The 24,614-nt window shown below is 66.9% G+C and carries 22 protein-coding genes; 8 read left to right on the top strand and 14 right to left on the bottom strand.

Annotated elements, in window-relative coordinates:
- Positions 1-7: 7 nt before the first annotated feature.
- The 11 genes from ACAG21_RS27655 to ACAG21_RS27605 all read right to left on the bottom strand — a co-directional run bounded on the left by ACAG21_RS27655 (position 8) and on the right by ACAG21_RS27605 (position 8,645).
- Positions 8-229 carry a hypothetical protein gene (locus ACAG21_RS27655; protein ID WP_370499445.1) on the bottom strand — a complete coding sequence of 74 codons (222 nt, stop codon included), beginning with the start codon at positions 227-229 and terminating at the stop codon, positions 8-10.
- Positions 230-262: 33 nt separating this feature from the next.
- Positions 263-736 carry a DUF5709 domain-containing protein gene (locus ACAG21_RS27650; RefSeq protein WP_370499444.1) on the bottom strand — a complete coding sequence of 158 codons (474 nt, stop codon included), beginning with the start codon at positions 734-736 and terminating at the stop codon, positions 263-265.
- Positions 737-851: 115 nt separating this feature from the next.
- Positions 852-1,472 (bottom strand): TetR/AcrR family transcriptional regulator, encoded by a 621-nt coding sequence (locus tag ACAG21_RS27645; RefSeq protein WP_370499443.1) that lies wholly within the window; start codon positions 1,470-1,472, stop codon positions 852-854.
- The gene (locus ACAG21_RS27640) at positions 1,469-2,539 is read right to left on the bottom strand and encodes a zinc-binding dehydrogenase (protein WP_370499442.1); all 1,071 of its coding nucleotides are present in this window, start codon (positions 2,537-2,539) and stop codon (positions 1,469-1,471) included. The genes ACAG21_RS27645 and ACAG21_RS27640 overlap by 4 nt, the downstream gene beginning before the upstream one ends.
- Before the next feature lie 26 nt (positions 2,540-2,565).
- Positions 2,566-3,732: a lipid-transfer protein gene (locus ACAG21_RS27635; RefSeq protein ID WP_370499441.1), complete on the bottom strand. Its 1,167-nt coding sequence runs from the start codon at positions 3,730-3,732 to the stop codon at positions 2,566-2,568.
- On the bottom strand, positions 3,729-4,184 hold the full coding sequence (locus ACAG21_RS27630; RefSeq protein ID WP_370499440.1) for a MaoC family dehydratase: 456 nt from the start codon (positions 4,182-4,184) through the stop codon (positions 3,729-3,731). Before ACAG21_RS27630 ends, ACAG21_RS27635 begins: the two co-directional genes overlap by 4 nt.
- 10 nt (positions 4,185-4,194) lie before the next feature.
- On the bottom strand, positions 4,195-5,295 hold the full coding sequence (locus ACAG21_RS27625) for an acyl-CoA dehydrogenase family protein (protein ID WP_370499439.1): 1,101 nt from the start codon (positions 5,293-5,295) through the stop codon (positions 4,195-4,197).
- Between the two features lie 10 nt (positions 5,296-5,305).
- Positions 5,306-5,704 carry a Zn-ribbon domain-containing OB-fold protein gene (locus ACAG21_RS27620; protein ID WP_370499438.1) on the bottom strand — a complete coding sequence of 133 codons (399 nt, stop codon included), beginning with the start codon at positions 5,702-5,704 and terminating at the stop codon, positions 5,306-5,308.
- The gene (locus ACAG21_RS27615; protein ID WP_370499437.1) at positions 5,701-6,252 is read right to left on the bottom strand and encodes a MaoC family dehydratase; all 552 of its coding nucleotides are present in this window, start codon (positions 6,250-6,252) and stop codon (positions 5,701-5,703) included. The genes ACAG21_RS27620 and ACAG21_RS27615 overlap by 4 nt, the downstream gene beginning before the upstream one ends.
- Complete coding sequence (locus ACAG21_RS27610; protein ID WP_370499436.1) at positions 6,249-7,478, bottom strand: acyl-CoA dehydrogenase family protein; 1,230 nt, start codon at positions 7,476-7,478, stop codon at positions 6,249-6,251. Before ACAG21_RS27610 ends, ACAG21_RS27615 begins: the two co-directional genes overlap by 4 nt.
- Positions 7,479-7,481: 3 nt before the next feature.
- Positions 7,482-8,645, bottom strand: coding sequence for a cytochrome P450 (locus tag ACAG21_RS27605; protein WP_370499485.1), 1,164 nt, complete (start codon positions 8,643-8,645; stop codon positions 7,482-7,484).
- 231 nt (positions 8,646-8,876) lie between these two features.
- On the opposite strand from ACAG21_RS27605, the gene ACAG21_RS27600 reads away from it, so the two are divergent.
- Positions 8,877-10,346 carry an aldehyde dehydrogenase family protein gene (locus ACAG21_RS27600; protein WP_370499435.1) on the top strand — a complete coding sequence of 490 codons (1,470 nt, stop codon included), beginning with the start codon at positions 8,877-8,879 and terminating at the stop codon, positions 10,344-10,346.
- Positions 10,343-12,637: a CaiB/BaiF CoA transferase family protein gene (locus ACAG21_RS27595; RefSeq protein WP_370499434.1), complete on the top strand. Its 2,295-nt coding sequence runs from the start codon at positions 10,343-10,345 to the stop codon at positions 12,635-12,637. The genes ACAG21_RS27600 and ACAG21_RS27595 overlap by 4 nt, the downstream gene beginning before the upstream one ends.
- Here the strand turns inward: ACAG21_RS27595 and ACAG21_RS27590 are convergent.
- Entirely contained in the window at positions 12,634-13,809 is a 1,176-nt protein-coding gene (locus ACAG21_RS27590) for a cytochrome P450 (RefSeq protein ID WP_370499433.1), read from the bottom strand. The genes ACAG21_RS27595 and ACAG21_RS27590 overlap by 4 nt on opposite strands.
- A gap of 100 nt (positions 13,810-13,909) precedes the next feature.
- Between ACAG21_RS27590 and ACAG21_RS27585 the strand changes: the two genes are divergently transcribed.
- From ACAG21_RS27585 to ACAG21_RS27575, 3 genes are all read left to right on the top strand, one after another.
- Positions 13,910-14,818, top strand: a complete 909-nt coding sequence (locus tag ACAG21_RS27585; protein ID WP_370499432.1) for an alpha/beta fold hydrolase — start codon at positions 13,910-13,912, stop codon at positions 14,816-14,818.
- Between the two features lie 36 nt (positions 14,819-14,854).
- On the top strand, positions 14,855-16,276 hold the full coding sequence (locus ACAG21_RS27580) for an acyl-CoA synthetase (protein ID WP_370499431.1): 1,422 nt from the start codon (positions 14,855-14,857) through the stop codon (positions 16,274-16,276).
- A 293-nt stretch (positions 16,277-16,569) separates the two neighbouring features.
- On the top strand, positions 16,570-17,826 hold the full coding sequence (locus tag ACAG21_RS27575; protein WP_370499484.1) for an MFS transporter: 1,257 nt from the start codon (positions 16,570-16,572) through the stop codon (positions 17,824-17,826).
- Position 17,827: 1 nt separating this feature from the next.
- Here ACAG21_RS27575 and dapD read toward each other — a convergent pair whose 3' ends face one another.
- Positions 17,828-18,781, bottom strand: coding sequence for a 2,3,4,5-tetrahydropyridine-2,6-dicarboxylate N-succinyltransferase (dapD, locus tag ACAG21_RS27570; protein WP_370499483.1), 954 nt, complete (start codon positions 18,779-18,781; stop codon positions 17,828-17,830).
- 56 nt (positions 18,782-18,837) lie between these two features.
- On the opposite strand from dapD, the gene dapE reads away from it, so the two are divergent.
- Positions 18,838-19,914, top strand: a complete 1,077-nt coding sequence (dapE, locus tag ACAG21_RS27565) for a succinyl-diaminopimelate desuccinylase (protein WP_370499430.1) — start codon at positions 18,838-18,840, stop codon at positions 19,912-19,914.
- Positions 19,915-19,921: 7 nt separating this feature from the next.
- Here the strand turns inward: dapE and ACAG21_RS27560 are convergent, their stop codons facing one another.
- Entirely contained in the window at positions 19,922-22,078 is a 2,157-nt protein-coding gene (locus ACAG21_RS27560) for an AAA family ATPase (protein WP_370499429.1), read from the bottom strand.
- Positions 22,079-22,177: 99 nt separating this feature from the next.
- Here ACAG21_RS27560 and ACAG21_RS27555 point away from each other — a divergent pair, with 99 nt between their 5' ends.
- Together ACAG21_RS27555 and fadD6 are read left to right on the top strand one after the other, a co-directional pair.
- Positions 22,178-22,741 (top strand): TIGR00730 family Rossman fold protein, encoded by a 564-nt coding sequence (locus ACAG21_RS27555; RefSeq protein ID WP_370499428.1) that lies wholly within the window; start codon positions 22,178-22,180, stop codon positions 22,739-22,741.
- 33 nt (positions 22,742-22,774) lie between these two features.
- Positions 22,775-24,559, top strand: coding sequence for a long-chain-acyl-CoA synthetase FadD6 (gene fadD6, locus ACAG21_RS27550; protein WP_370499427.1), 1,785 nt, complete (start codon positions 22,775-22,777; stop codon positions 24,557-24,559).
- Positions 24,560-24,614 lie beyond the last annotated feature (55 nt).

Genomic DNA, 24,614 nt, shown 5'->3' with positions numbered 1-24,614 from the left:
CGCCGGCTCACTGCCATTTGAGCTCGTCGTCGATTCGTTCGGCGTGCTCGTCATGCGCAGCGGCGAGGCGGGTGTCGATCGTGACCTCTTGCCAGTACGCCGGACCGTAGAGGTGAATATCGTTGCCGCTGTTCACCTTTAGAACGCCGCCGGTGAGTACTTCGTAGGTGGCGTCGTCCGGATATTCGTCGTCTTCGTCGTGGCCCTCGAGTTGGACCCACATTTTCATGGTGGCAACAGTCCTTCTCAACCTGCCGGGTGGCTAATCTTCGTCTTCGATGCCGTCGATCTCGTCGTCGATGATGTGAACCGCGGCTTCTTCGGCAGAGGCGGCGCCACCACAGATACCGACGTCCTCGGCGACCAACTCTGCCTCGGTGTCCTCGCCAAAACCCTGGTCCGCGGCTATAAGCCGGCCCGCTCGAACTCGACCGACCTCGCGTCGCCGGGCAAATTCGGCTTCGCGTTCTGCTTCATCGGAGCGTTGTCGCTCTGCTTCATCGAACAGCACATTGAGTCGCGACGCCGGATCCGGTTCTTCTTCGGCGAGCAGCTGGTCCATGCTTTCAGACGGGCCAAATGCACCGGGCCCATACGGTTGCTCGGGCGGCGAGTAGCCCTCGTCGAGAATGTCGTCCACACCGCGGTCAATGAGGCTGTCTTCTGGTTGAAGTTGGTTGTCGTCTTCGGTGCTGTATTCGCCTGCGGCAGGGCGTGCCTCGTAGTGAGTGCTCATGATGTGCAGTGTGTATGACGGGGGCCGCCGTCGCGAGGGCCGAAAGTCCCGATCGTCGACGAAGGCCGGCCGGCGCGGTTAACCTCCGATGTCCGTGGCAGCGCCGGATGCGCACTCAAAGCCGCCGGCGCACACTCGGCGCCCGCTCATTGGCGAACCCACGCACCACATGCGCGCAGACGAATTCGGTGACGACGTCAGGGTCGTCCATATCCCGGATCGGCGACGGCGTGCTGAACAACGAGAACAGGATTCGGGCGAACCATTCGCCCGCTGCTTCGATGTCGAGGTCCTTACGGACTTCGCCGGTCAGCTTGGCCGCGGACAGATAGGGCGAGAGGAAGTCCACGCATTCCCGCAACAGCACGGCCGCGTCCTTGGTCAGCAGCAGGCTGATCGCTTCCTCGTCGAAGTACTCCTCGGAGGCCATGACCCGTCGCGCCTGCGTCACGAACACCGCCGCGGCACAGAGCTTGTCCTCAAGGGTGCCACCTCTGTCCATCGCCATGGACATCTCGCGATAGAACCACTCGGACGCATGCTCGGCGCACGCCTCGACAATCGCGGCCTTGTCGCTGAAGTACTCGTAGATGGTGCTGCGCGACACCCCGGCTCGCTTGGCGATATCGACGATCGTGGCCTTTTGGAGACCCTGCTTGCCGAAGCAGGCGAACGCGGACTCGATGATGACCTCGCGGGTATCGGCCGCCTGGCTCAACGCCGACGCATGTGTCATGGGACCAGCGCCCCCCGGGGCACCAGGCCGGCATCCGCGGAGGCAAACGCGTCGTTGATGTCGGTCAGGTGAAAAGGATCGGGCATCAGCCGGCTGAATGGAAAACTGCTGTGCTGCAGGAAGGACAAACCGATCGCCAAGGTGATGGGGTCGTAAAGCATCACACCGCGAATCGACTTGTTGCCGTAGACCAGCGCGCTCGGATCGAGTTCGAAGGTCCGCCCCATTCCGACGTTGCCGACCTCGAGCAGCGTGCCGCCGTTGTTGAGGAACGAGACACCATCGGGAATGACACCCGGCACCCCGACTACCTCGAGCACCCAGTCGGCTCCGATGCCGTCGGTGAGTGCCCGCACCAGTTCGGCGACTTCGGCGGTCGAGATGCCGCTCGCGTCGATGCAGTGCGTGGCACCGAAATCTGATGCCACATCCAGCCGTTCGGTGATCTTGTCGATGACGATGACTTCGGCGGCGCCCGCGCTACGCGCGACGGCGGCGGCGTTGATGCCCAGTCCGCCGGCGCCCTGGATCACGACGCTGTCGCCCATCCGGACATCGCGCAGCGCGAACAACACCTGGGCCAGTGCGCAATTGAGCGGTGCGACTGCCTCGTCGGGAAGGCCCTCGGGCACCTTGTAAAGCGGTTGCCGTCGGCTGGTGTAGTAGTACTCGCCGTAGGCCCCGACGAAGTGTGGCGCCTGCTCGTGGGTCCGGTATTCACCGGCCATCAGGTTCTGGCAGGCGTGCGAGCGGCCGCGCGCACAGGCGTGACATTCGCCGCAGAACCAAAAGTACGGTGCCACAACGCGATCGCCGACGGCAAGTGCTTTGCCGGTCGCATCGGTACTCAGCCCCTCGCCGAGCTCCGCGATCTCGCCGACCATTTCATGGCCCATCGCGTACGGACACGGCAATGGCAGCTCGCCCCGATAGATGTGCAGGTCGGACCCGCAGATCCCGGCCATCCGCAGTTTCAGCGCGGCGGTTCCCGGCGCCGGTGTGGACAGCGGAAACTCGGCAAGCTCGATCGGCCCCCCGACCGCGGTCAACAGTGCGAGCTTCGGCATGGTGTCCTCCCCTCTACGACCCGCGCCTAGTCCGCCGGCGCCAGGATGAGTCCACTGGTCGGAACACCGGTGCCCGAGGTGACCAACACGTGTTCGACGTTGCCGACCTGGTTGTACGACGTTCCGCGGACCTGCCGCACGCCCTCGGTGATGCCGTTCATCCCGTGGATGTAGGCCTCGCCGAGTAACCCGCCGTTGGTGTTGATCGGGAATTCCCCGCCAAGCGACAGTCGCTCCACGGTGGCGAAGTCTTTGGCTTCACCGCGCCCGCAGAAGCCTAGTTCCTCGAGCTGGGTGAACACGAACGGCGTGAAATGGTCGTAGATGAAGGCGGTTTGGATGTCCTGGGGCTTGAGGCCCGAGTCACGCCACAGCCGGTCGGCGACCACGCCCATCTCCGGGAGACCGGTGATGTCGTCGCGGTAGTAACTGGTCATCATCTCGCCGTTGGCGGCCGCGCCCTGGGCGGCCGCCGTGATGATCGCCGGCGGTTGCTTCAGGTCGCGAGCGCGCTGCGCGCTGGTCACCACCAGCGCGACACCGCCGTCGCTTTCCTGACAGCAATCCAGCAGCCGCAGCACGGGTTCGACGATCCAGCGTGACTTCTGGTGGTCCTCCAACGTGATCGGGCGCTGGTAGAACCAGGCGTCGGGGTTGGTGGCGGCGTGTTTGCGATCGACGACGGCGATGCGGCCGAAATCCTCGTTGGTCACGCCGTAGGTCGACATGTAGCGCTGGGCGTGCATCGCGACCCACGCTGCGGGAGTGAGCAATCCGAAGGGTGCGTAGTGTGCCATGAACAGCGGTGTCTCGGCCATGTTGCGCCCGCTGCCACCGAACCGGAACCCGGAGCGTTCGTTGAAGGCGCGCCAGCACACCACCACGTCGGCGACCCCGGTCGCGACGGCCATCGCCGCATGCACGACGGTGCCGGCCGCGGCGCCGCCGCCGTGATGCACGCGGGAAAAGAAGCTGAGATCGCCGATGCCCACGTTGCGGGCGATGTCGATCTCGTCGCTGGAGTCCATCGTGAAGGTGACCATGCCGTCGACGTCGCCGGGCGCCAGGCCCGCATCGTCGAGTGCGGCGCTGACCGCTTCGCACGCCAATTGCAGTTCACTGCGCCCGGATTCCTTGGAGAACTCGGTCTGGCCGATGCCGACGATCGCGGCAGCGCCGGGCAGCCGACTCATGCGCCCGCTCCGTCGAGCAGGCTGAGGATCGCCGTCCCCGAGACATGATTGCCAAGGCTGTTGGCCCCGGCGAAGGTGACCTCGACGAAGTTCTCACCGCCCGTCCCTTCGGTCTTGGCGGTCACGCTGCCGGTGAAGCGCAGCGGATCGTCGGGAAAGCACGGCACGCCCAAGCGAATCGACAGATTCTTGACCATCGCTTCGGGGCCGGCCCAATCCGTCAGGAAGCGCACGCAATATCCGTTGGTGGTCAGGATGTTCATGAACAGGTTGGGTGAGCCCTGCTTCTTCGCGTACTCCACGTCGTGGTGCACCGGCATGAAGTCACGCGAGGCGATCGCGCCGGCCACGATCATCGTTGTGGTGATCGGGATTTCGAGTGGGCTGACCTCGTCCCCGACGTTGATGTCGGCCCACTTCAAGGTGGTGGTGCGGGTTGCGGTCGTCGTCATGGTTTCCTTCTCAATAGGTGCTGCCGATATCGGCCAGCTGCGCGGAGGCGCAGCCCTGGGTGAGCTCGTTGTGCTTGGCCCAAAGGAAATAGCGGTGCAGGGGATAGGTGATGTCGATTCCGATGCCGCCGTGAACGTGCTGGGCGGTGGCGACAACCCGTGCGCCGGCGTCAGCGGCCCAGAATTTCGCGATGCGGGCCGCCCGATCTGCCGGGCGTCCGTTCGCGATCAGCCAGGCCGCATGCCAGGTGGTCCAGCGGATCGCTTCGACGTCGATGAAGGCGTCGGCCAGCCGCTGCTGCACGGCCTGGAAGCTGCCGATCGGTCGCCCGAATTGTTCGCGCCCGCTGGTGTATTCCGCGGCAATTCGCAACGCCCGCTCGGTGACGCCGAGCTGGATCGCACACAACCCGATCAGCGCCCGGGTCTGCAACGATTCGATCGGGGCGTCCAACCGGTCGGCGTCGGAAACAGTTGCACCACAAAGGAATATATCTGCATGCGGTTCTCGGTTGGTGGTCGCTACCGGTCGGATCTCGACGCCTGGGGCGTCGCTGGGCAGCAGGAACAGGCTCACCTGCCCGTCGCCGGTGGTGGCGGGCACCAGCACGGTGTCGGCAAGCTGGGCGGCCGGCACCAGTTCCTTGGCCCCGTCCAGGCGCCAGTTCTGGCCGTCGCGAACGGCTTTGGTGACCGGCCTGCGCGGGTCGGAACGACCGGGTTCGGCCAGTCCGGCGGTCAGGATGCGAGTTCCGGAGATGACGCCGGGCAGGAACCGCTGCTGTTGCTCGCTACTGCCGTGGCGGGCGATCGGGTCCGCGCCCAGCACCAGGGTCGCGTAGGCCGGCACCGGGGCCACGCTCCAGCCGACCTCGGCCAGCAGCACGCCGAGTTCCACGAAGCCGCCGCCAGAAACGCAGGAGCCGCCCAACGACTCCGGCAACGCGGTGCCCAGCAGGTCGGCGGCCGCGAGTTCCTTCCAGAGCGAGGCGTCGAAGCGGGTCTCGCCGGCTTCGAGCTCGGCCAGTCGCTCCGGGGTGGCGCGGCGCTCGAACAGCTCACGCGCCAACTTGCTGATGGTCTCTTGTTCTTCGGTGAAGGCGAAGTCCATCAGGCGTTACCTACCTGCTCGGCCGGAACTGATGCAGCACAAGACCGTTATCGAAAGACTGGTAGAAAACCTCGACCGGCATTCCGACCGTGACGTCCGCGGGATCGATGTCACAGAGATTCGACACTAACCGCACGCCCTCGGCGAGTTCCACCAGCACCACGATGTAGGGGTACTCGAAGAACGGAAACTTGGGTTCGTGCGGCATCACGTAGCTGTAGACGGTGCCGCGGCCCGACGATTCGATGGCCTCCCACTGCAACGAGCGGCAGTTGGGGCACATGGGCCGTGCCGGATTGCGCAGCGTTGCACATCCCTTGCAGCGCTGGATCAGCAGTTTGTGCTCGCGCAGCCCGTTCCAGAAGAACTCGGTGTCCGGACTGATCGCCGGTGCCAGGCGAGTGCTCATGAGTTCTCCGGCTTGAAACGCAGTACCCGGAACCGTTGCCGGCCCAGCACGTCGCCGTTCTGATCGGAGTAGGTGATCACCCAGGTCAGGAAGAAGCCGGATCCCTTGGCGGTCTTCTTCTCGTCGGATACTTCCTCGAATACCGACGTCGCGCTGATCACGTCGCCCAGCCGGGGATAGCGTTCGATCTCGAATTCCGAGTTGGTCGCGACCGTGCTGCTGTACCCGGCTTCGTCGAGGAACGCCGTGGGGTTGTCCGTGATCTCCATCGGCGCCCCGCCGCGCTCGCCGATCCCTTCCAGCTTGGGCGACGGCATCGTCCAGGTCTGCAACATGACCGGTGGCGACACGATGCCACCGAACCGCGATGCCGCCGCGAACTCCGGATCGAGGTACACCGGGTTCATGTCGTCCAGCGCGTACGCCCAATGCCTGATCATCGGTTGATTCACCGGATCCGGTGCAAGGGTGGGCTTTCCGCTGCCTCCGGTGGGCTTGTTGACGAGCCCCCGCAACTTCGCGAGGAACTCGGGATCTTGGTTGGTCACTTGCTGGATCCTCCTGACTGTTCCTGACTGTTTTGGGGGCCCCGTAGGTCACGCGGTGCTCGCGGCATGCCCAATCCCGCCATGGCGATGATGTCACGCTGAATTTCGTTGGCCCCGCCACCGAACGTGTTGATGACCGCGAACCGGTACGCCGACTCCAGTGCCCCGCGCAGCGGCGCGTCGTTGCCCTTGCGTAATCCGTTGTGGTCGAGCACCTCCAGCAATTGACGGGCGACCTGCTGGGTGAGTTCGGTGCCGAACACCTTGGCTGCCGACGCCTCACCCATGTTGAGCACCCCCTTGCTCATCGCCGCGTTGACGCGCATGTTCACCAGTTTGTATGCGGCGACCTGCGCTTCGACCCGGGCCAGTGTTAGCCGGACCCACGGCTGGTCGATCACGTACCCGTCGTCGAGCGCGGTGGTGCGGGCCCAGTCCAGCGTCTTATCGAACAACGGCTCCAGCGCACCGAGGTTACCCAGGGCCGCGCGTTCGAAGTTCAGCTGCGTGGTGATCAGCTGCCAGCCTTGATTCTCGCCGCCGACCAATGCGCTGGCCGGGACCCGCACGTTGTCGTAGAACGTGTAGAAGGTGGAGACGCCCGGCATGGTATGCAGCGGCTGCCAGGAAAATCCCGGCGATGACGTGGGCACGATGAAGATCGAAATACCTTTGTGTTTCTTGACATTCGGGTCAGTGCGGGCGGCCAGCCAGATGTAGTCGGCGTAGGCGGCGCCGCTGGTGAACATCTTCTGTCCGTTGATCACGTACTCTGCGTCTGGTCCTGAGCCGTCGCGGACCGCGGTCGTGCGGACCGACGCCAGGTCGCTGCCGGCGCCCGGCTCGGAATAGCCGATCGCAAACTCGACGCTGCCGTCCAGGATCGAGGGCAGGAACTTCTGCTTTTGTTCCTCGGTGCCGCACTGCATCAGGGTCGGCCCGACCGTGTTGAGTGTAACCAGCGGGATCGGAGCATCGACCCGCTGCGCCTCCTCGGCGAAGATGAATTGCTCGATCGCCGAGAAACCGCGTCCGCCATACTCTTTGGGCCACCCCACGCCGAGCAGGTTCGCCTCGGCCAGGGCGCGCACGCACTCGCGTACCTCGGGGCCGCCCTCGACGCGGTCCTTGATCGCGTCAGCGCGCTCTGGTGTCATCACCTGTTGCAGCGTGCTGCGGATCTCGGCGCGCAACTGCTCCTGCTCGGCGGTGTACTCGAGTTGCATCGTTTAGTCACCGGCCCCGAGTCGCACCGGCATACGTTTCACCCCGGGCACCATCGTGGCCCGCATCCGGTCCACGTCGCCCACCAGCTCGATCGCGGGGAAGCGCCGCAACAGTTCTTCGAACATCACCGTGGCCTCCAGGCGCGCCAATTGCGCACCGATGCAGGAATGTTCACCGCAACCGAATGCGATGTGCGGGTTCGGATGCCTGGTCACTCTGAATTCCTCTGAGTCGGAACCGAATATGTCCTCGTCCCGGTTGGCCGAGCCATACAGCATCACCACCACCTCGCCGGCGCGGATCTGCTGACCGCGAATCTCCACATCGGCCGTCGCGGTGCGGGCCATGTGGACCACCGGGCTGTTCCACCGCAGCATCTCCTCGACGGCACCCGGGATCAGCGTCGGGTCCTCGACTAGCAGCCGGCGCTGGTCGGGATGCGCGATCAGCGCCAGCGTGCCGAGCGCGATCAGATTGCGGGTGGTTTCGTTGCCGGCGACCAGCAGCAGGAACGCGAAGTTGAGCAGGTCTTCGTCGGTGAGCCGTTCCCCGTCGATCTCGGCGTCGGCCAGCACCGACAGCAAATCGTCGCGCGGTTGGCTGCGGCGGGCGGCGATCAACCGCTGAAAGTATTCGTAGAGCTGGCCGGCCGCCACCATCGGGTCGAGCTCGATCTCCGGGTCGGCCGTGCCGGTGGCCGCGTCCGACCAGGCCCGAAATTGCTCCCAGTCGTCGGGCGGGGCGCCGATGAGCTCGGCGATCATCCGGGTGGGCAGCGGTGCGGCGATCTGTTCGGCGAACTCGTGGACCGAACCGGGCTCGATGCCGTCGAGGATGCCGGCCACGATCTCACGGATCTTCGGCTCGAGCACCGAAACCCGGCGCCGGGTGAATCCGGCGTTGATCAGCTTGCGCATCTGCCGGTGGCGCGGCGGGTCGGTGAAGATGAGACCGCCCATCTGCACCGGGTCGGGAATCTGCGGATCCGGGATGCTGATGCCTTTGGTGGAGGTGAACAGCGCCGGGTTGCTCGACACGAAGCGGACGTCCTCGTACTTCAGCAGCGCCCAGAAGTTGGTGACGTCGTTCCAGCACACCGGCGCGCCGGCCCGCAGCTCCCGGTACGCCGGATAGGGATCGCCGGCATAGAAGTCGGGGGAGTGCAGTGGAAAGGTGGTCTGCACGGCCTGGCCTCCCTGGAGCTCCGGGCGGGATCGCCATCCGACAGATTGCCGCAATGTGTCCTGCGACGTTGTGTCTACTCCGGGCGGACCCGCACTGTCAATACATGTGCAACACGCTGTAATACCTCGGAATTCACGCGATTGGTGATTGACGTCACAGGTGCGGGGGTGTACACCGGGTGTTTAGATGACCGACCGTCGGTGAGGACGCAGATGACCGAGCTTCAAACTCCGAAAACGCTTGTCGACACCTACGGGCTGTATATCGACGGCAACTGGGTGCAGCCCGCCGACGGTCGCTACGAGGACATCTCCCCGGCCAGTGAGCAGGTAATCGCGACCGCACCCGACCCGAGCGTCGCACAGGTGGGTGACGCGATCGCGGCCGCGCGGCGTGCCTTCGACAGCGGCCCGTGGGGCACGATGAGCGCCGAGCAGCGCGCCGGGTGTCTCAGCCAACTCGGCGATGCGCTGATGAAGCACGCCGACGACTTCTTCGCCCTGTCTCAGGTGGAGTGGGGCTGCACCGCCAACGAGCGCGTGATGCAGATCGACGGCGCCGGGTTCATGTCCATGTATGCCGCCCAGCTCGCCACCCAGCTGAGCGAGCAGGAGGTCAGCGGGATGGGCGCGGGCACCACGGTGCTGCGCCACCAGCCGCTGGGTGTGGTGTCGGTGCTGACGCCGTGGAACTTCCCGCACTGCCTCAATGTGATGAAGCTCAACCATGCGCTCGCCGCCGGAAACACGGTCGTGCTCAAGCCGTCACCGCTGACGCCGCTGGCCGGCCTTGCGCTCGCGCGGATCATCGACGAATACACCGACATACCACCGGGTGTCGTCAACGTGGTGACGCCGTCGGGCGTCGAGGCGGCCAGGCTGCTGACCACCGATCCACGAATCGACATGGTCAGCTTCACCGGCAGCTCGGTCGTCGGCCGCCAGGTCATGTCCGCCGCCGGGGACACGATGAAAAGACTCCTGCTCGAACTCGGCGGCAAATCGGCGAGCATCGTTCTCGAGGACACCGAGATCACCGACGAGATGCTGCAGCAGATGCTGTTCGACGGCTGCTCGCTGCACGCCGGGCAGGCCTGCATCCTGCACAGCCGGCTGCTGCTTCCCGACTCGCTGCACGACGAGGTGGTCGATCGGCTGGCCGCCCTGGCCGGCGCGGTCAAGGTCGGCGACCCCACAGATCCAGACGTGCAGATGGGTCCGCTGATCAGCGCCGCGCAGCGGGATCGGGTCGAGGCGCACGTGGCCGGCGCGCTGGCCGAGGGCGCCACGCTGGTCGCCGGCGGGCGCCGCCCGCCCGGCCTGCACACCGGCTTCTACTTCGAGCCGACGATCCTGACCGGTGTCGAGCCGAATTCGACTATCGCGCAAGAGGAAGTGTTCGGTCCGGTGATGACCGTGCTGCGCTACCGCGACGAACAGGACGCGATCGCGATCGCGAACAACTCGCAGTACGGACTTTCCGGCGCGGTGTGGGGTGCCGACGTGGATCACGCTGCCCGCGTGGCGCGTCGCATCCGGACCGGGCAGGTCGCCGTCAACGGCTGCAGCCCGGGTGGGGCGCCGTTCGGCGGCTTCAAACTGAGCGGACTGGGCCGCGAGGGCGGTGGCCTCATCGGCGTCCATCAATACATGGAACAGATGGCCATCGGAGTGCCCGCGTGACGGGACCCCTCACCGGGCTCCACGTCGTCGAAATCGCCAACCAGATCGCAGGTCCTTACGCCGCAAAGCTTTTCGTAGACCTGGGCGCGCAGGTCACCAAGGTCGAGCCGCCCGCCGGGGATCCACTGCGCCGCTGGGGCCCGTTTGCGTCCGGGGATGCCGACCCGGCCTGCGGCGGCTTGTTCGCATACCTCAACGCGGGCAAGCGCGGTGCCACCCTTGACCTCGACGAGCCGAACGGCGTTGCGGCCGCGAGCGAACTGATCGCCGGCGCGCATCTGCTGGTGGAGAACTTCGCGCCGGCAACGCTGGACGGCTGGGGGCTCGGCATCGACACCCTGCAACAGCTCAACCCAGACCTGGTGGTGCTGCGTATTTCTCACTGCGGCCAGTCGGGACCGATGCGGGACCGGCCGATGACGCCGCTGACCATGCAGGCGGCGTCGGCCTGGATCAGCAGCCGGGATCCCGATCGCCCACCGGTGCAGGTCGGTGGCCGGATCTCCGAATATGTCGCGGGGGCGTACGGGGCACTGGGCGCGCTGACCGCACTGCGCATGCGGTCTGCCGGCCGGGTCCGCGAGGTGGATGTGTCGGAGGTCGAGGCGTTGCTGTCGACGCTGCCCTATCCGATGTTGATGGCGCAGCGGATGAAACGACTTGGGCTGCCGGCGAATATGCGCTCGGCACCGATGCTGGGCGTGGTTCGGGCCGTCGACGGCTGGGTGGGCATCAACTGCCTGACGGGCCAGCACTGGCTCGACGTGTGCGCGATGCTGGGCCTGCCCGAGTACGGCGAGCAGCAGATCGCGATCATGCTGGGCGGTCCCGAGCGTGACGAATTCTTCGCCAAGGCCGAGCCGATGCTGGCCGGCCAGACCGTCGCCGAGATCGTCGAACTGGGCCAGGCGCTGCGGATTCCGGCCGCCCCGGTCAACGACGGCGCCAGCGTACTGGACTGCCCGCAGTACGCTGAGCGTGGATTCTTCGTCGAACACGGAGCGCACCGGTGCCCCGGGCCGCCATTCCGGTTCTCGAAAACTCCTGTGCCGCAACCGGGTCCACCGCCGCGCCTGGGAACCAGGGTTGCCCCGTGGCCCACCGCGGGCCATTCGCTGTCGCCGGTGGCAGGTGAGGCGGCGTTCGCCGGATTGCGGGTGCTGGACCTGACCACCTTTTGGGCGGGGGCGTATCTGACCTGCTACCTCGGCGCGTTCGGTGCCGACATCGTCAAGGTCGAATCGATCCAGCGCCCCGACGGCCACCGGTACTCGGGGGCGTTCGCCTACGAGGGTGACGACTGGTATGAGCGCAGCCCGATCTGGCAGGGCACCAACCTCAACAAGCGGGACTTGACGCTGGACCTGACCTCGCAGCGTGGCATCGACATCGCCCGCCGGCTCGCCGCTGCGGCCGATGTCGTGGTGGAGAATTTCTCGCCGCGCGTGCTGGAGAACTTCGGTCTGGACTACGACGCGCTGACGGTGCTGAACCCCGACGTGATCGTGATACGAATGCCCGGTTATGGATTGGCCGGCCCCTGGCGCGACTACGTCGGCTGGGCGCTGAACTTCGAGCAGACCGCCGGCATGTCGGCGATCACCGGGTATCCCGACGGGCCGCCGTGCAATCCGCAGGGGCCGGCCGACCCGATCGTCGGGGTGCACGCAGGAGTCGCCTTGCTCGCCGCGCTCGAACACCGCAGCCGCACCGGGGTGGGGCAGCTCATCGAAGTCGCCCAGATCGAGGTCGCCGCGTGTGTGACGGCCGAGCCGGTGATCGAGTACTCGATGAACGGAGTCGTCTCATCCCGGCAAGGCAACCGTCAACGCGGCTACCTGCAGGGTGTCTACCCGACCGCCGCCGACGGTGTGTGGGTTGCGATGTCGCTGCCCGACGACGAGACGATCGACCACGACGTCTTCGACGAGCTGGTCGCCGCCTGGACCCGTACGCTGGAGCCCGCCGACATCGTCGAAAGTCTTGGAAGGCAGGGTATTCCGGCCGAGCAGGTGATCACCGGCGAGCAGATGTATGACCCCGAGTTCATCGGCGCCCAGCTCGACGCGCGTGGCTTTTACGAAGAACTCGAACATCCGATCACCGGCCCGCACCGCTATCCCGGCTGGCCGTTTCGTATCCGTCCCGGGCCGGATCATCACCACCGCAGCGCGCCGCCGACACTGGGACAGCACAACGACGAGATCCTGCGCGGTCTCGGGCTGTCCGACGACGAGGTGGCCACGCTGCGCGATCAGCGGGTGATCGGCGAGCGGGTGCAGGGCACCTAACCCCCGAATCGCACCGGCATCCGGGTCACCAACGGCAACATCGTGGCCGGCATCCGGTCCACCTCGCCGGCCAGCTCCACGTCGGGAAATCGCCTCAGCAGCTCGACGAAAAAGACCGTCGCCGTGCGGCGGGCCAATTGTGCACCGACACAAGCGTGTTCACCGGAGCCGAACGCGATATGTGGGTTCGGATTCCGGGTCACCTTGAATTCTTCGGCGTCGGAACCGAATACGTCCTCGTCTCGGTTGGCCGAGCCGTACAGCATCACCACCAACTCGCCCGCGGCGATCCGCTGACCGCGAATCTCGACCTCCGTCGTCGCCGTGCGGGCCATGTGCGTCACGGGGCTGGTCCAGCGCAACATCTCCTCGACGCCGCCCGGGATCTTCGCGGGATCCTCGACGAGTAGCCGGCGTTGGTCGGGGTGTGCGATCAGCGCCAGCGTCCCGAGCGCGAGCAGACTGCGGGTGGTCTCGATCCCGGAGGCCAGCAGCAGGAACGAAAAGTCAAGCAGCTCATCGTCGCTGAGCCCAACCCCGTCGGCCTGCGCGCCGGCCAGCACCGACAACACGTCATCGCCACCGGCGGTGCGGCCGGCCGCGACGAGCTGGCGGATGCAGTGATAGAGCCGGCCCGCGGTCTCGAAGGCGTCGCGCTCGGGGCTGGTACCGGCGGTGGCGATCACCGCATCCGTCCAGGCCCGGAATTGCTCGCGGTCCACGCGCGGCACGCCGAGTAGTTCGGCGATCACGCGCGCCGGCAGCGCAGCGGCGATCGTCTCGACGAAGTCGTGTACCGAGCCCGGCTCGATGACATCCAGCATCCCGCAAACGATCTCGCGGATCGCCGGTTCCAGCAGGGCGCCTTGGCGGCGGGTGAATCCGGCGTTGATCAGCTTGCGCAGCTGCCGGTGCCGCGGCGGGTCGGTGAAGATGAGGCTACTTTCCTGCACGGGATTGGGCAGGCCCGGCGTGGGGATGTTGATGCCGCGGGTGGAGGTGAACAGCGCCGGGTTCGTCGACACGTTGCGGATGTCGTCGTAGCGCAGCAGCGCCCAGAACCCGGCGGCCTCGTTCCAGCACACCGGAGCCGTCGCGCGTAGCTCTCGGTAGCCGGGGTAGGGATCGCCCGCGTAGAAGTCGGGGGAGTGCAACGGAAACGAACGCTGCATGGCAAAGCCTTCCTGACCCGGTCGAGCAGACCCTACCCAAGGCGATGCGGCCTCGGCGTGAGCCTTTCGTAAACGGCTTGTCACATGCCAAGCTGCTCACATGGTCATCGAGATCGCCCGTCCAAAGCTAGAGGGAAACGTCGCCGTCGGCGCGGACCGCCAAATCGGGTTCGCCGAATTCGGTGACCCCCACGGCCGGGCGGTGTTCTGGCTGCACGGCACCCCGGGCGCCCGCCGGCAAATTCCGACCGAGGCCCGCGTCTACGCCGAAGATCACGGCATCCGGCTGATCGGCCTGGATCGTCCGGGGATCGGCTCGTCGACGCCGCACCGCTACGAGAACATCCGGGCGTTCGCCGATGACCTGCGCACGATCGCCGACACCCTCGGTATCGATAAAATGGCCGTCATCGGACTGTCCGGCGGAGGCCCGTACGCACTCGCCTGTGCCGCGGCGCTGCCTGATCGCGTCGTGGCGACCGGCGTGCTGGGGGGCGTGGCGCCGTTCGCCGGCGACGAGGGGATCAGCAGCGGTCTGATGGAACTGGGCAAGCGGGTGGCACCGCTGCTGCGGCTGGGCGGTGACCCGCTGCGGATCGGCGCCAGCCTGATGGTCCGGGCCATCCGTCCGGTCGCGAATACCGCGCTCTACCTGTATGCCGCGATATCGCCGGAAGCCGACCGGCGCCTGCTCACCCGTCCCGAGTTCGGTGCCATGTTCCTCGACGATTTGCTCAACGGCAGCCGCAAACAGCTCGCGGCCCCATTCAACGACGTCATCCTGTTCGTCCGGGACTGGGGATTCCGGCTGGACGAGGTCAAGGTTCCGGTCCGCTGGTGGCACGGCGACAGCGACCACATCGTGCCCTTTGCCCACGGCGAGCACGTGGTGTCCTTGCTGCCCGACTGCGAATTGTTGGTGTTGCCCGGCGAAAGTCACCTGGCCGGGCTGGGCCGCGGCGAAGAGATCCTGTCCACACTGATGAAAATATGGGATGAGCAGGCCTGACGCTGCCTAGTCGACAAGTGTCGGTAGCCTGCTGAGGTGCTGCTCGCATCGCTGAATCCCGCCGCCCTTACTGCCACTGACATCCCCGACGCGGTCAAGATCGACGGTGCCGTACTGAGTCGCAGCGACCTGGTCGGTGGCGCGACGTCGGTGGCCGAACGCGTCGCCGGGGCGGACCGCGTCGCGGTGCTGGCCACCCCGAGCGTGTCGACCGTGCTGGCGATCACCGGCTGCCTGATCGCCGGCGTCCCGTTCGTCCCGGTGCCCTCGGATGTCGGCGCGGCCGAACGAAAGCACATGCTGACCGACTCCGGCGCGCAAGCCTGGTTGGGCCCGGAGCCCGACGACTTAGCAGGCCTGCCACACATCCCGGTGCGACTGCACGCCCGGTCCTGGCATCGTTATCCCGAGCCGGCGCCCGAGGCCACCGCGATGGTCATCTACACCTCCGGGACCACGGGAGCGCCCAAGGGCGTCGTGGTGAGTCGCCGGGCGATCGCCGCCGACCTGGATGCGCTGGCGCAGGCCTGGCAGTGGACTCCCGACGACGTCCTGGTGCACGGGTTGCCGCTGTTTCACATCCACGGCTTGGTGCTGGGCCTACTGGGGTCGCTGCGGATCGGAAATCGCTTCGTACACACCGGAAAACCGACACCGGCCGGTTATGCGAAGGCCCGCACGGAATCCGGTGGCACCCTGTACTTCGCGGTGCCGACGGTGTGGTCGCGGGTGGTGGCCGATCAGGCGGCCGCCGAGACGTTGCGCTCGGCACGGCTGCTGGTGTCCGGTAGTGCGGCGCTGCCGGTACCGGTGTTCGACCGGCTGGAACAGCTGACCGGGCACCGGCCCATCGAACGCTACGGCGCCTCGGAGTCGTTGATCACGGTGTCGACGCGGGCCAACGGCGAACGTCGCCCGGGCTGGGTCGGCCTGCCGCTCAGTGGCGTCGAGACCAGACTGCTCGACGACGCCGGCGACCCCGTCCCGCATGACGGGGAAACCGTTGGCAAGCTTGCGGTTCGGGGCCCGACGCTGTTCGACGGATACTTGAATCGGCCGGAGGCCACCGCGGAGGTGTTCGATGCCGACGGGTGGTACCAGACCGGTGATGTCGCGGTCATCGACGGCGAGGGAATGCACCGCATCGTCGGCCGCGAGTCGGTAGACCTGATCAAATCGGGCGGATATCGCATTGGCGCAGGCGAAATCGAGACGTCGCTGTTGGGGCATCCCGGCGTGCAGGAAGCAGCCGTTGTCGGAATGCCCGACGACGACCTGGGTCAGCGCATCGTCGCATTCGTGGTCGGCGCTTCCGACCTCAACAGCGACGAGCTGATTAACTTTGTCGCCCAAGAGCTTTCGATACACAAACGACCGCGCGAGGTCCGGTTCGTGGACGCGTTGCCGCGCAACGCGATGGGCAAGGTCGTCAAGAAGCAGTTGCTGTCCGAGGGATGAGACGCAGCGCCGTTTCTGGTATGCAGGTTGAGGGCCGCCGTTAGGGGCCTGGAACGAAGCGAGTACCGCTCTGATAACCAAGGCATCACAAAATGGGTTGTCAGCTGGAACTTTGAGCGACACGCAGGATATTGCCAGGTTTTCGGACAAGCGAGAGTTCACCGCTTCGCATAATTTCGATTGTGGACATGCAGGCAACACACCACGGGGACAGGTAAGGATGTGCCATGGGTGAGTCGATCCGCCCGGCGGGTGCTGCGGCGACGATCGCGGACCAACCGCGCGCCACACCGATGGCGCGGGTCGCGACCTCGTGTCTGGTCGGTTCGGCGATCGAGTTCTACGACTTCCTGATCTACGGCACCGCGGCGGCACTGGTGTTTCCTGCCGTGTTCTTCCCGAACCTCACGCCCGGCGTGGCGATGATCGCCTCGATGGGAACGTTCGCCACGGCGTTTTTGTCGCGGCCCATCGGTGCGGCCGTCTTCGGGTACTTCGGCGACCGGCTGGGCCGCAAGAAGACGCTGATCTCCACATTGCTGATCATGGCCGTGGCCACCGTGAGCGTCGGCCTGGTCCCGAGCACCGCCTCCATCGGGGTGGCGGCGCCGCTGATCCTGATGGGGCTGCGGCTGCTGCAAGGGTTTGCGGTGGGCGGCGAATGGGCCGGGTCGGCGTTGTTGAGCGCCGAATACGCCCCGGGCGCCCAACGCGGCTTGTACGGGATGTTCACCCTGCTGGGCGGGGGTGTTGCCGGTGTGCTGAGCAGCCTGACCTTCCTCGGCGTGAACGTCACGATCGGCGAATACAGCCCCGAGTTCCTGCAGTGGGGATGGCGGATCCCGTTCCTGATCAGCTCGGTGTTGATCGCACTGGCGTTGTACGTGCGGCTCAACATCGACGAGACTCCGGTGTTCGCCGAGGAGAAGTCACGCGACCTGGTGCCCAAAGCGCCGCTGGCCGAGGTGTTTCGCCTGCAGGGCCGGGAGATCCTGTTGGCCGCCGGCAGCGTGCTGTGCACGATGGCGTTCTGCTACATGGGCAACACGTATTTCACGATGTACGCCCACACGCACCTGGGCTATACGCGCGGCTTCATCTGGTCGGTCGGGGTGCTCAGCGGTCTGGTGAGCATCGCGTCGGTGATCGCCTCGGCCATTCTGAGCGATCGATTCGGCCGGCGCCGGATCATGTTGGTGGGCTGGGCGGCGTGTGTGCCGTGGGCGTTCGTGGTGATCCCCCTGATCGACACCGGCAACAAAGGCGTGTACGCGGTTGCGATTGTCGGCACCTTCGCGATTTCCGGGATCGGTAGCGGGCCCATCGGAGCCTTCATCCCCGAACTCTTCGCCACCCGCTACCGCTATAGCGGCTCGGCCCTGGCGATCAATCTGGCCGGCGTCTTCGGCGGGGCGCTGCCGCCGCTGATCGCCGGGACGCTGCTGGCGACCTACGGCAGCTGGTCGATCGGGGTCATGCTGGCTGCCCTGGCGGTGATCAGCCTGGTCTCCACTTATCTGCTGCCCGAAACCTGCGGGACGTCGCTGTAGCTCAGTTGGCGTGCAGATCCTCGTTCAGCGCAATGCCCTGACCGCCGCGGGCCACCACTTCCACGGCACCGCTGACCGAATTGCGGCGGAACAACAGGTTGTTGCCGCCCGACAGCTCGAGTGCCTTCATCGTTTTGCCTTCGGGCGTAATGACTTTGGTACCGGCCGTGACATACAGGCCGGCTTCGACGACGCAGTCGTCGCCCAGCGAGATGCCCAGGCCCGCGTTGGCGCCGAGCAGGCACCGCTTACCGATCGAAATGACTTCGGTGCCACCGCCGGACAGTGTGCCCATGATCGACGCGCCGCCGCCGATGTCGGAGCCGTCGCCCACCACCACACCGGCCGAGATGCGGCCTTCCACCATCGACGTGCCCAGCGTGCCGGCGTTGTAGTTGACGAAACCTTCGTGCATCACGGTGGTGCCCGACGCGAGGTGCGCGCCCAGGCGCACCCGGTCGGCGTCGGCGATGCGGACCCCGGTTGGCATCACGTAGTCGACCATCCGCGGGAACTTGTCGACGCCGTAGACGGTCACCTGTCCCTTGCGGCGCAGCCGCGCGCGGACCGACTCGAAACCCTCGATCGCGCAGGGTCCGTGATTAGTCCACACCACATTGGTCAATACGCCGAACAAGCCGCCGGCGTTCAGCCCATGCGGCGCGACCAGGCGGTGAGACAGCAAGTGCAGCCGCAGGTAGGCGTCGTAGGCGTCGGCGGCCACCTCGTCGAGTGAGCCGATGACCGTGCGTACGGCCACGGTTTCGGTGTTGCGGTCGTCGTCGCGTCCGACCAGTGCGGCCAGCTCCGGCGGAATATCGGACAGCGCGAGGCGCGACGTGCCGCCGGTACCCGACTCCGTCAGTTCCGGTGCGGGAAACCATGTGTCAAGGATCGATCCGTCGAAGGCCAGCGTCGCCAACCCGATACCTGCAGCTCCAGTCACGGCGGTCAGGTTACTCGTGCGTTGCGCGCAGGTCCGCGCGCCCGTCCGACCATTACGCTGGGTGCGTGCTGGACTTGCATGGGGATCCGATCGAGTTGACCGCGGCGCTGGTCGACATCCCCAGCGAGTCGCGAGACGAAGCACGCATCGCCGCCGAGGTCGAGGCGGCACTGCGCGCGCAGACCACCGACTTCGAGATCGTCCGCAACGGCAACGCGGTGCTGGCGCGCACCCGGCGAAACCTGCCGTCGCGGGTGCTGCTGGCCGGTCATCTCGACACGGTCCCGGCCGCCGACAACGTGCCCAGCCATCGCTCGGCTGGCGCCGAAGGCGACGTGTTGCACGGCTGCGGCACCTCCGACATGAAGTCCGGCGACGCCGTCTTTCTGCATCTGGCCGCCACGGTGGCCGAACCGGCACACGATCTGACGCTGGTGCTCTACGACTGTGAGGAAATCGAGGCGGCCGCAAACGGTTTGGGCCGCATCGAGCGTGAGCTGCCGGACTGGTTGGCCGCCGACGTCGCGATCCTGGGTGAGCCCACCGGCGGCTACATCGAGGCAGGCTGCCAGGGCACGCTGCGAGTTGTGGTCAGCGCCAACGGAACTCGGGCGCACTCGGCGCGGTCCTGGTTGGGCGACAATGCAATTCACAAACTGGGTACGGTGCTGGAGCGGTTGGCTTCCTACCAGGCCCGTTCCGTCGACATCGACGGCTGTGAGTACCGGGAAGGCTTGTCGGCAGTGCGGGTCGACGGCGGTGTCGCCGGCAACGTCATTCCCGACGCCGCCTCGGTCACCGTCAACTACCGCTTCGCTCCCGACCGGTCGCTCGCCGAGGCGCTGCAACACGTGCACGACGTGCTGAGCGGAATCGACGTGCGGATCGAGCAGACCGACGGCGCCGCCGGAGCGCTACCCGGGCTGTCGCAGCCGGCCGCCAAGGCGCTGGTCGAGGCCGCCGGGGGGCAGGTGCGCGCCAAGTACGGCTGGACGGACGTGTCCCGGTTCGCGGCCCTGGGCATCCCGGCGGTCAACTTCGGGCCCGGCGACCCCAACCTGGCGCACACCCGCGACGAGCGGGTGCCTGTCGCCGCGATCACCGCCGCCGCCGACATGCTGCGGGGATACCTAGCGGTTTAGCAGGCGGCTAAGCGCATTGCTGGGCCTGCGCGGCCGCAGTGGCGGCTGCGGCGTGCAGACCGACCGCCGTCAGCTCCTCGGCCACCGCACGCAGCGCGTCCCCATCGTTGGTCGCCAGCGCTTTGGCATGAGCGAGCGCAAGCTGTCCCGCCACACAGTCGACCTCGTCGCACAGCCGGGCCAGCGGATCCACCGCGCGGATGTCGCCGAGGCGCACGGCCTCGTGCCAGACGCGAAGCGCCACCGCCGACTGCCCGCGCCGTTCGGCCATCCGGGCCGCGTCGCGGGCCGCGGCGATCGCCCCGTGCGAATCGCGCCCGGCGGCCAGCCGCCAGGCCCGGGCCACGCCCAGCTCGGGGCTGAACAGAGCCGACTTGGTGCCATGCCGAGATTCGGCTCTGCTCAAGGCTTTTGCCGCGCCGGCGATGTCGCCCTGCTGGGCCACCGCGGTGGCCAGCAGCATCAGCGACAGCGGCCCCCACGAGTAGCCGGTGCGTTCCAGGGCCGCGGCCGCCGGGCCCAGCAGCGCGGCGGCTTCGGCGAATCGGCCCGCGGCGATCATCATGTGCGCCAGCAGCACCTCGCCGATCGCGCGACCCGGCTGCTGCAATTCGGCGAAATCGGTGAACTGCTGGGCCAGTTCGGTCGCCGTCTCGACCCGGCCGGCCATCAGCAGGGTCGTCGTCTCGCCCAGGCCGACCGTGAAGCGCAGCAGCCCGGGGTGCTCGGCGCCCAGCGCGCGCTGCGCCAGCGGCTCGACGTCGGCGAACCGGCCCTGGCGCGCCGAACACAGCGTCGCGGCACTCGCCGCCCAGGCCACCGCCTGGTCGTCGGCGGCCGGTGAGTCCAGCACCCGATGCGCGATCTCGACGGCGCCCTCGACGTTGCCGGCGTTCATCGCGAAGGTTGCACTCAGCGCGTCGAGCGTGACCCGCGGGCCGACATCGGGAACGCGATTGCGGATCGTCAGCAGGAACGCGGTGGCCCGCTCCGGCTCGCTGAGCATGAAGAACTGATTGGCGGCTCGCAGCAGAGTCCACGCCATCAGGTCTTCTTCGGACAACGCGGCGGAATCCACGGCGGCAAGCAGCTCCTCGGCTTCGCGGCCCCGGCCTTGAAACGCCAGCGAATTCGCCAGCGGCAGCCGCGCGGCCAGTGCCTGGCCGTCCTCGCTGCGCGCCAGCGCGGAGCGGGCGAATCGTTCGGCCAGCGTGAGATCGCCGAGCCGCAGCGCCTGTTGCGCGGCGTCGACCACCGCGGCCACCGGCTGAGGAGCGTCGCTGTCCAGCGCCAGGGAGGCCAGCCGCAGCCGGTCGCTGAGGTGATCGGACGGATGCCGGGACTGCAGCTCGACCAACTCGGTGCGCCGGCGGCGGGCACCGTCGGCGCCCAGCGCGGCCCGCGCGCGTTCGGAGAACAGCGGGTGGGCGGTGTAGACGACCGGATCTTCGGCGTGCTCGTCGCGCACCCGGGTTTCGGCCGCGCCCCACTCCTGCGCCTCGCCGACCGCGCCGTCGCCGGCCAGCGCGGTGAGATCGGCCACCGACAGCGGCTCCTCGACAGCGAGATAGTCGAGCACCGCCCGCGCGGGCGCGGGCAGCTCGGCGATGAAGGTGTCGACCTCGGCCGTGCTGGTGGGCTGGCCGGGCGCGTCGACATCGATGCGCTCCAGCAGGCCGTCGGTCCACAGCGCGGCGATCACCTCGGGTGCGGCCCCAGACTCCGGGTCGCGGGCGGTGACGATCATCCGGGCGGTCCCGGCTAGTGCCAGCTGGTAGACGAGGGTGGCCGACAGGATGTCCAGGTCGTGGGCATCATCGACGATCAGCAGCAGATCTCCCTGCCGGTCGCCGCTCAGCGCTGCCCGGGCCGCCCGCAGCAGCGCGGCCGGCTTCCCGATGTCGTCCCCGAAATTGGAGAAGTCCACGATGTGGCTGAAGGCGCCGAACGGGACCACGCGTTCGGTCGGGGTGCCGGTGACCCAGCGGATGAAAGTGCTCGGGTTGCCGCTGGAGAAGTTCTCGGCGGCCAACCGGGCCAGCGTCGACTTGCCGACGCCGTCGGGACCGAGCACCACCGCGCCACGCCGCGTCGCGTCACCCAGAGCGGAATCCAGTCGTTCCAACGTGGACGCGTGCTGCGGGACGTTCCATCGAATCGGCATCGCCGAATATTATGGCGGCGCGGTGTCCAGTCGATGACTAGCTCGCGCGAAGGCCCCATATGAGCACGGTTCGAACGGCGTTGGTCTACCTTGGCGGTTATGCGCCCCGACGGCGAATCCTCGAGCGAATGGGCGGTCTGCGTCTACTGCGCGTCCGGCCCGACACATCCCGAATTGCTTGATCTGGCTAGCGAACTCGGCGAAGCGATCGCCGACCGCGGCTGGACCTTGGTGTGGGGTGGCGGCAACCTTTCGGCGATGGGCGCGGTCGCCAGCGCGGCCCGCGCCCGCGGCGGCAAGACGGTCGGCATCATCCCGCACCAGTTGGTGCGCCGCGAACTTGCCGACGAGAGCGCCGGCGAGCTGATCGTCACCGACAACATGCGCGACCGGAAGCGGATCATGGAGGATCGCTCCGACGCGTTCATCGCGCTTCCCGGTGGTATCGGGACGCTCGACGAGTTGTTCGAGGCATGGACGACGGGCTCTTTGGGTATGCACGACAAACCCGTGGTGATGCTGGACACCTGGGGACATTACGAGGGCTTGTGGGTCTGGCTGAACGGCTTGGTCGACCGCGGGTACATCTCGCAGGCCGCGATGGACACGCTGGTGCTGGTCGATAAGGTGAATGACGCAATCGAGGCGTGTGCCCCTATCTGAGGTCGGCTGCGTCAAGGGGAATTGAGGGAGCACGTGTCCGATCACGCCGGGGGAGCACGCAGACGGATCGGCCTGACTGACATCGCGTCGGGACTACCGGCCGTACTGGCCGACATCCGGGTGATCCTTCGTGGCGCGACGACCGGGCTGTTGGCCCAGCCGGGCTCGCATCGGTCGATCGGCAGCGTGTTCCAGGATCGTGCCGCCCGCCACGGCGACAAGGTCTTCCTGCGCTTCGGTGACCAACAGCTGACCTACCGCGAGGCCAACGCGGCTGCCAACCGGTATGCGGCGGTGTTGGCCGCGCGCGGAGTCGGCCACGGCGACGTCGTCGGGATCATGCTGCGCAATTCGCCCAATACGGTGTTGGCGATGCTGGCCACCGTCAAGTGCGGGGCCGTCGCCGGGATGCTCAACTATCACCAGCGTGGTGAGGTGCTCGCGCATAGCCTTGGGTTGCTCGACGCCAAGGTGCTGATCGCGGAGACCGACCTGGTCAGTGCTGTCGCGGAGACCGGTTCCGCCGGCTCCTCCAACACGCTGACGATCGAAGACCTGGAGCGCTTCGCGGTGGGCGCGGTGGCCACCAATCCGGATTCGGTGGGGGCCGTGCAGGCCCGCGACACCGCCTTCTACATCTTCACGTCGGGCACCACCGGGTTCCCCAAGGCCAGCGTGATGACGCATCTGCGCTGGCTCAAGGCCCTGGCGGCGTTCGGTGGACTGGGGTTGCGGCTAAGGGCCTCCGACACCCTCTACAGCTGCCTGCCGCTGTACCACAACAACGCGCTGACGGTGGCGCTGTCGTCGGCGATCAACTCGGGGGCGACGCTGGCGTTGGGTAAGTCTTTCTCGGCCTCCCGCTTCTGGGACGAGGCCATCGAGAGTGAGGCCACCGCGTTCATCTACATCGGCGAGATCTGCCGCTATCTGCTCAACCAGCCGCCGAAGGACACCGACCGCAAACACAATGTGCGACTGATCGCCGGCAACGGATTGCGCCCGGAGATCTGGAAGGACTTCACCAAGCGGTTCGGCATCTCGCGAGTGTGTGAGTTCTACGCGTCCAGCGAGGGCAACACGGCCTTCATCAATATCTTCAACGTGCCCGGGTCGACGGGCATCGCGCCGATGCCGTTGGTGTACGTGGAGTACGACCCCGACACCGGAGACCCGCTCCGCGACGCCAACGGCCGGGTGTGCAAGGTGCCGGCCGGTCAGCCCGGTCTGCTGCTCAGCCCGGTCAACCGGTTGCAGCCGTTCGACGGCTACACCGACAAGGCATCGAGCGAAAAGAAGCTGGTACGCAACGCTTTCCGTGACGGCGACTGCTACTTCAACTCCGGCGACGTGATGAGCCCGCAGGGCATGCGGCACGCCGCGTTCGTCGACCGGCTCGGCGACACCTTCCGGTGGAAGGGCGAGAACGTCGCCACCACCCAGGTGGAGGCGGCAGTGGCGTCGGACAAGGCCGTGGAGGAGTGCACCGTCTTCGGTGTCGAAGTGCCCAACACCGGGGGACGTGCCGGGATGGCCGCGGTCCAGTTGCGCGAGGGCGCGGAGTTCGACGGCAAGGCCTTAGCCAGTGCGGTGTACGGGGAACTGCCGGCCTACGCGCTGCCGCTGTTCGTCCGGGTGGTCAAGACGCTCGAGCACACCACGACGTTCAAGAGCCGCAAGGTGGAGTTGCGCGAGCAGGCTTACGGGCCCGACGTGTCGGATCCGCTGTACGTGCTGGCCGGCCGCGACGAGGGCTACGTGCCGTACTACGACGAATACCCCGACGAGGTCGCCGCCGGTAAGCGACCGCAAGGCTGAAAGCCTTGGGGGAGCGCGCCGGCGAATCAGCTCGAGCCGGTAAGCGACCGCAAGG

This window comes from Mycobacterium sp. pR1184 (genome assembly GCF_041287235.1).
Lineage (GTDB): Bacteria > Actinomycetota > Actinomycetes > Mycobacteriales > Mycobacteriaceae > Mycobacterium.
The sequence above is the reverse complement of the archived record's forward strand: the minus strand, read 5'-3'. Positions and strand labels throughout refer to the sequence as shown.

Bases quoted from the DNA above. Each gene is read 5' to 3' on its own strand.
- ACAG21_RS27625 (WP_370499439.1), bottom strand. From the start codon at position 5,295: ATGGACTTCGCCTTCACCGAAGAACAAGAGACCATCAGCAAGTTGGCG.
- ACAG21_RS27645 (WP_370499443.1), bottom strand. From the start codon at position 1,472: ATGACACATGCGTCGGCGTTGAGCCAGGCGGCCGATACCCGCGAGGTC.
- ACAG21_RS27640 (WP_370499442.1), bottom strand. From the start codon at position 2,539: ATGCCGAAGCTCGCACTGTTGACCGCGGTCGGGGGGCCGATCGAGCTT.
- ACAG21_RS27635 (WP_370499441.1), bottom strand. From the start codon at position 3,732: ATGAGTCGGCTGCCCGGCGCTGCCGCGATCGTCGGCATCGGCCAGACC.
- ACAG21_RS27560 (WP_370499429.1), bottom strand. From the start codon at position 22,078: ATGCCGATTCGATGGAACGTCCCGCAGCACGCGTCCACGTTGGAACGA.
- ACAG21_RS27585 (WP_370499432.1), top strand. From the start codon at position 13,910: ATGGTCATCGAGATCGCCCGTCCAAAGCTAGAGGGAAACGTCGCCGTC.
- ACAG21_RS27620 (WP_370499438.1), bottom strand. From the start codon at position 5,704: ATGAGCACTCGCCTGGCACCGGCGATCAGTCCGGACACCGAGTTCTTC.
- ACAG21_RS27630 (WP_370499440.1), bottom strand. From the start codon at position 4,184: ATGACGACGACCGCAACCCGCACCACCACCTTGAAGTGGGCCGACATC.
- ACAG21_RS27650 (WP_370499444.1), bottom strand. From the start codon at position 736: ATGAGCACTCACTACGAGGCACGCCCTGCCGCAGGCGAATACAGCACC.
- ACAG21_RS27555 (WP_370499428.1), top strand. From the start codon at position 22,178: ATGCGCCCCGACGGCGAATCCTCGAGCGAATGGGCGGTCTGCGTCTAC.
- ACAG21_RS27590 (WP_370499433.1), bottom strand. From the start codon at position 13,809: ATGCAGCGTTCGTTTCCGTTGCACTCCCCCGACTTCTACGCGGGCGAT.
- ACAG21_RS27575 (WP_370499484.1), top strand. From the start codon at position 16,570: ATGGCGCGGGTCGCGACCTCGTGTCTGGTCGGTTCGGCGATCGAGTTC.
- ACAG21_RS27600 (WP_370499435.1), top strand. From the start codon at position 8,877: ATGACCGAGCTTCAAACTCCGAAAACGCTTGTCGACACCTACGGGCTG.
- ACAG21_RS27655 (WP_370499445.1), bottom strand. From the start codon at position 229: ATGAAAATGTGGGTCCAACTCGAGGGCCACGACGAAGACGACGAATAT.
- ACAG21_RS27610 (WP_370499436.1), bottom strand. From the start codon at position 7,478: ATGCAACTCGAGTACACCGCCGAGCAGGAGCAGTTGCGCGCCGAGATC.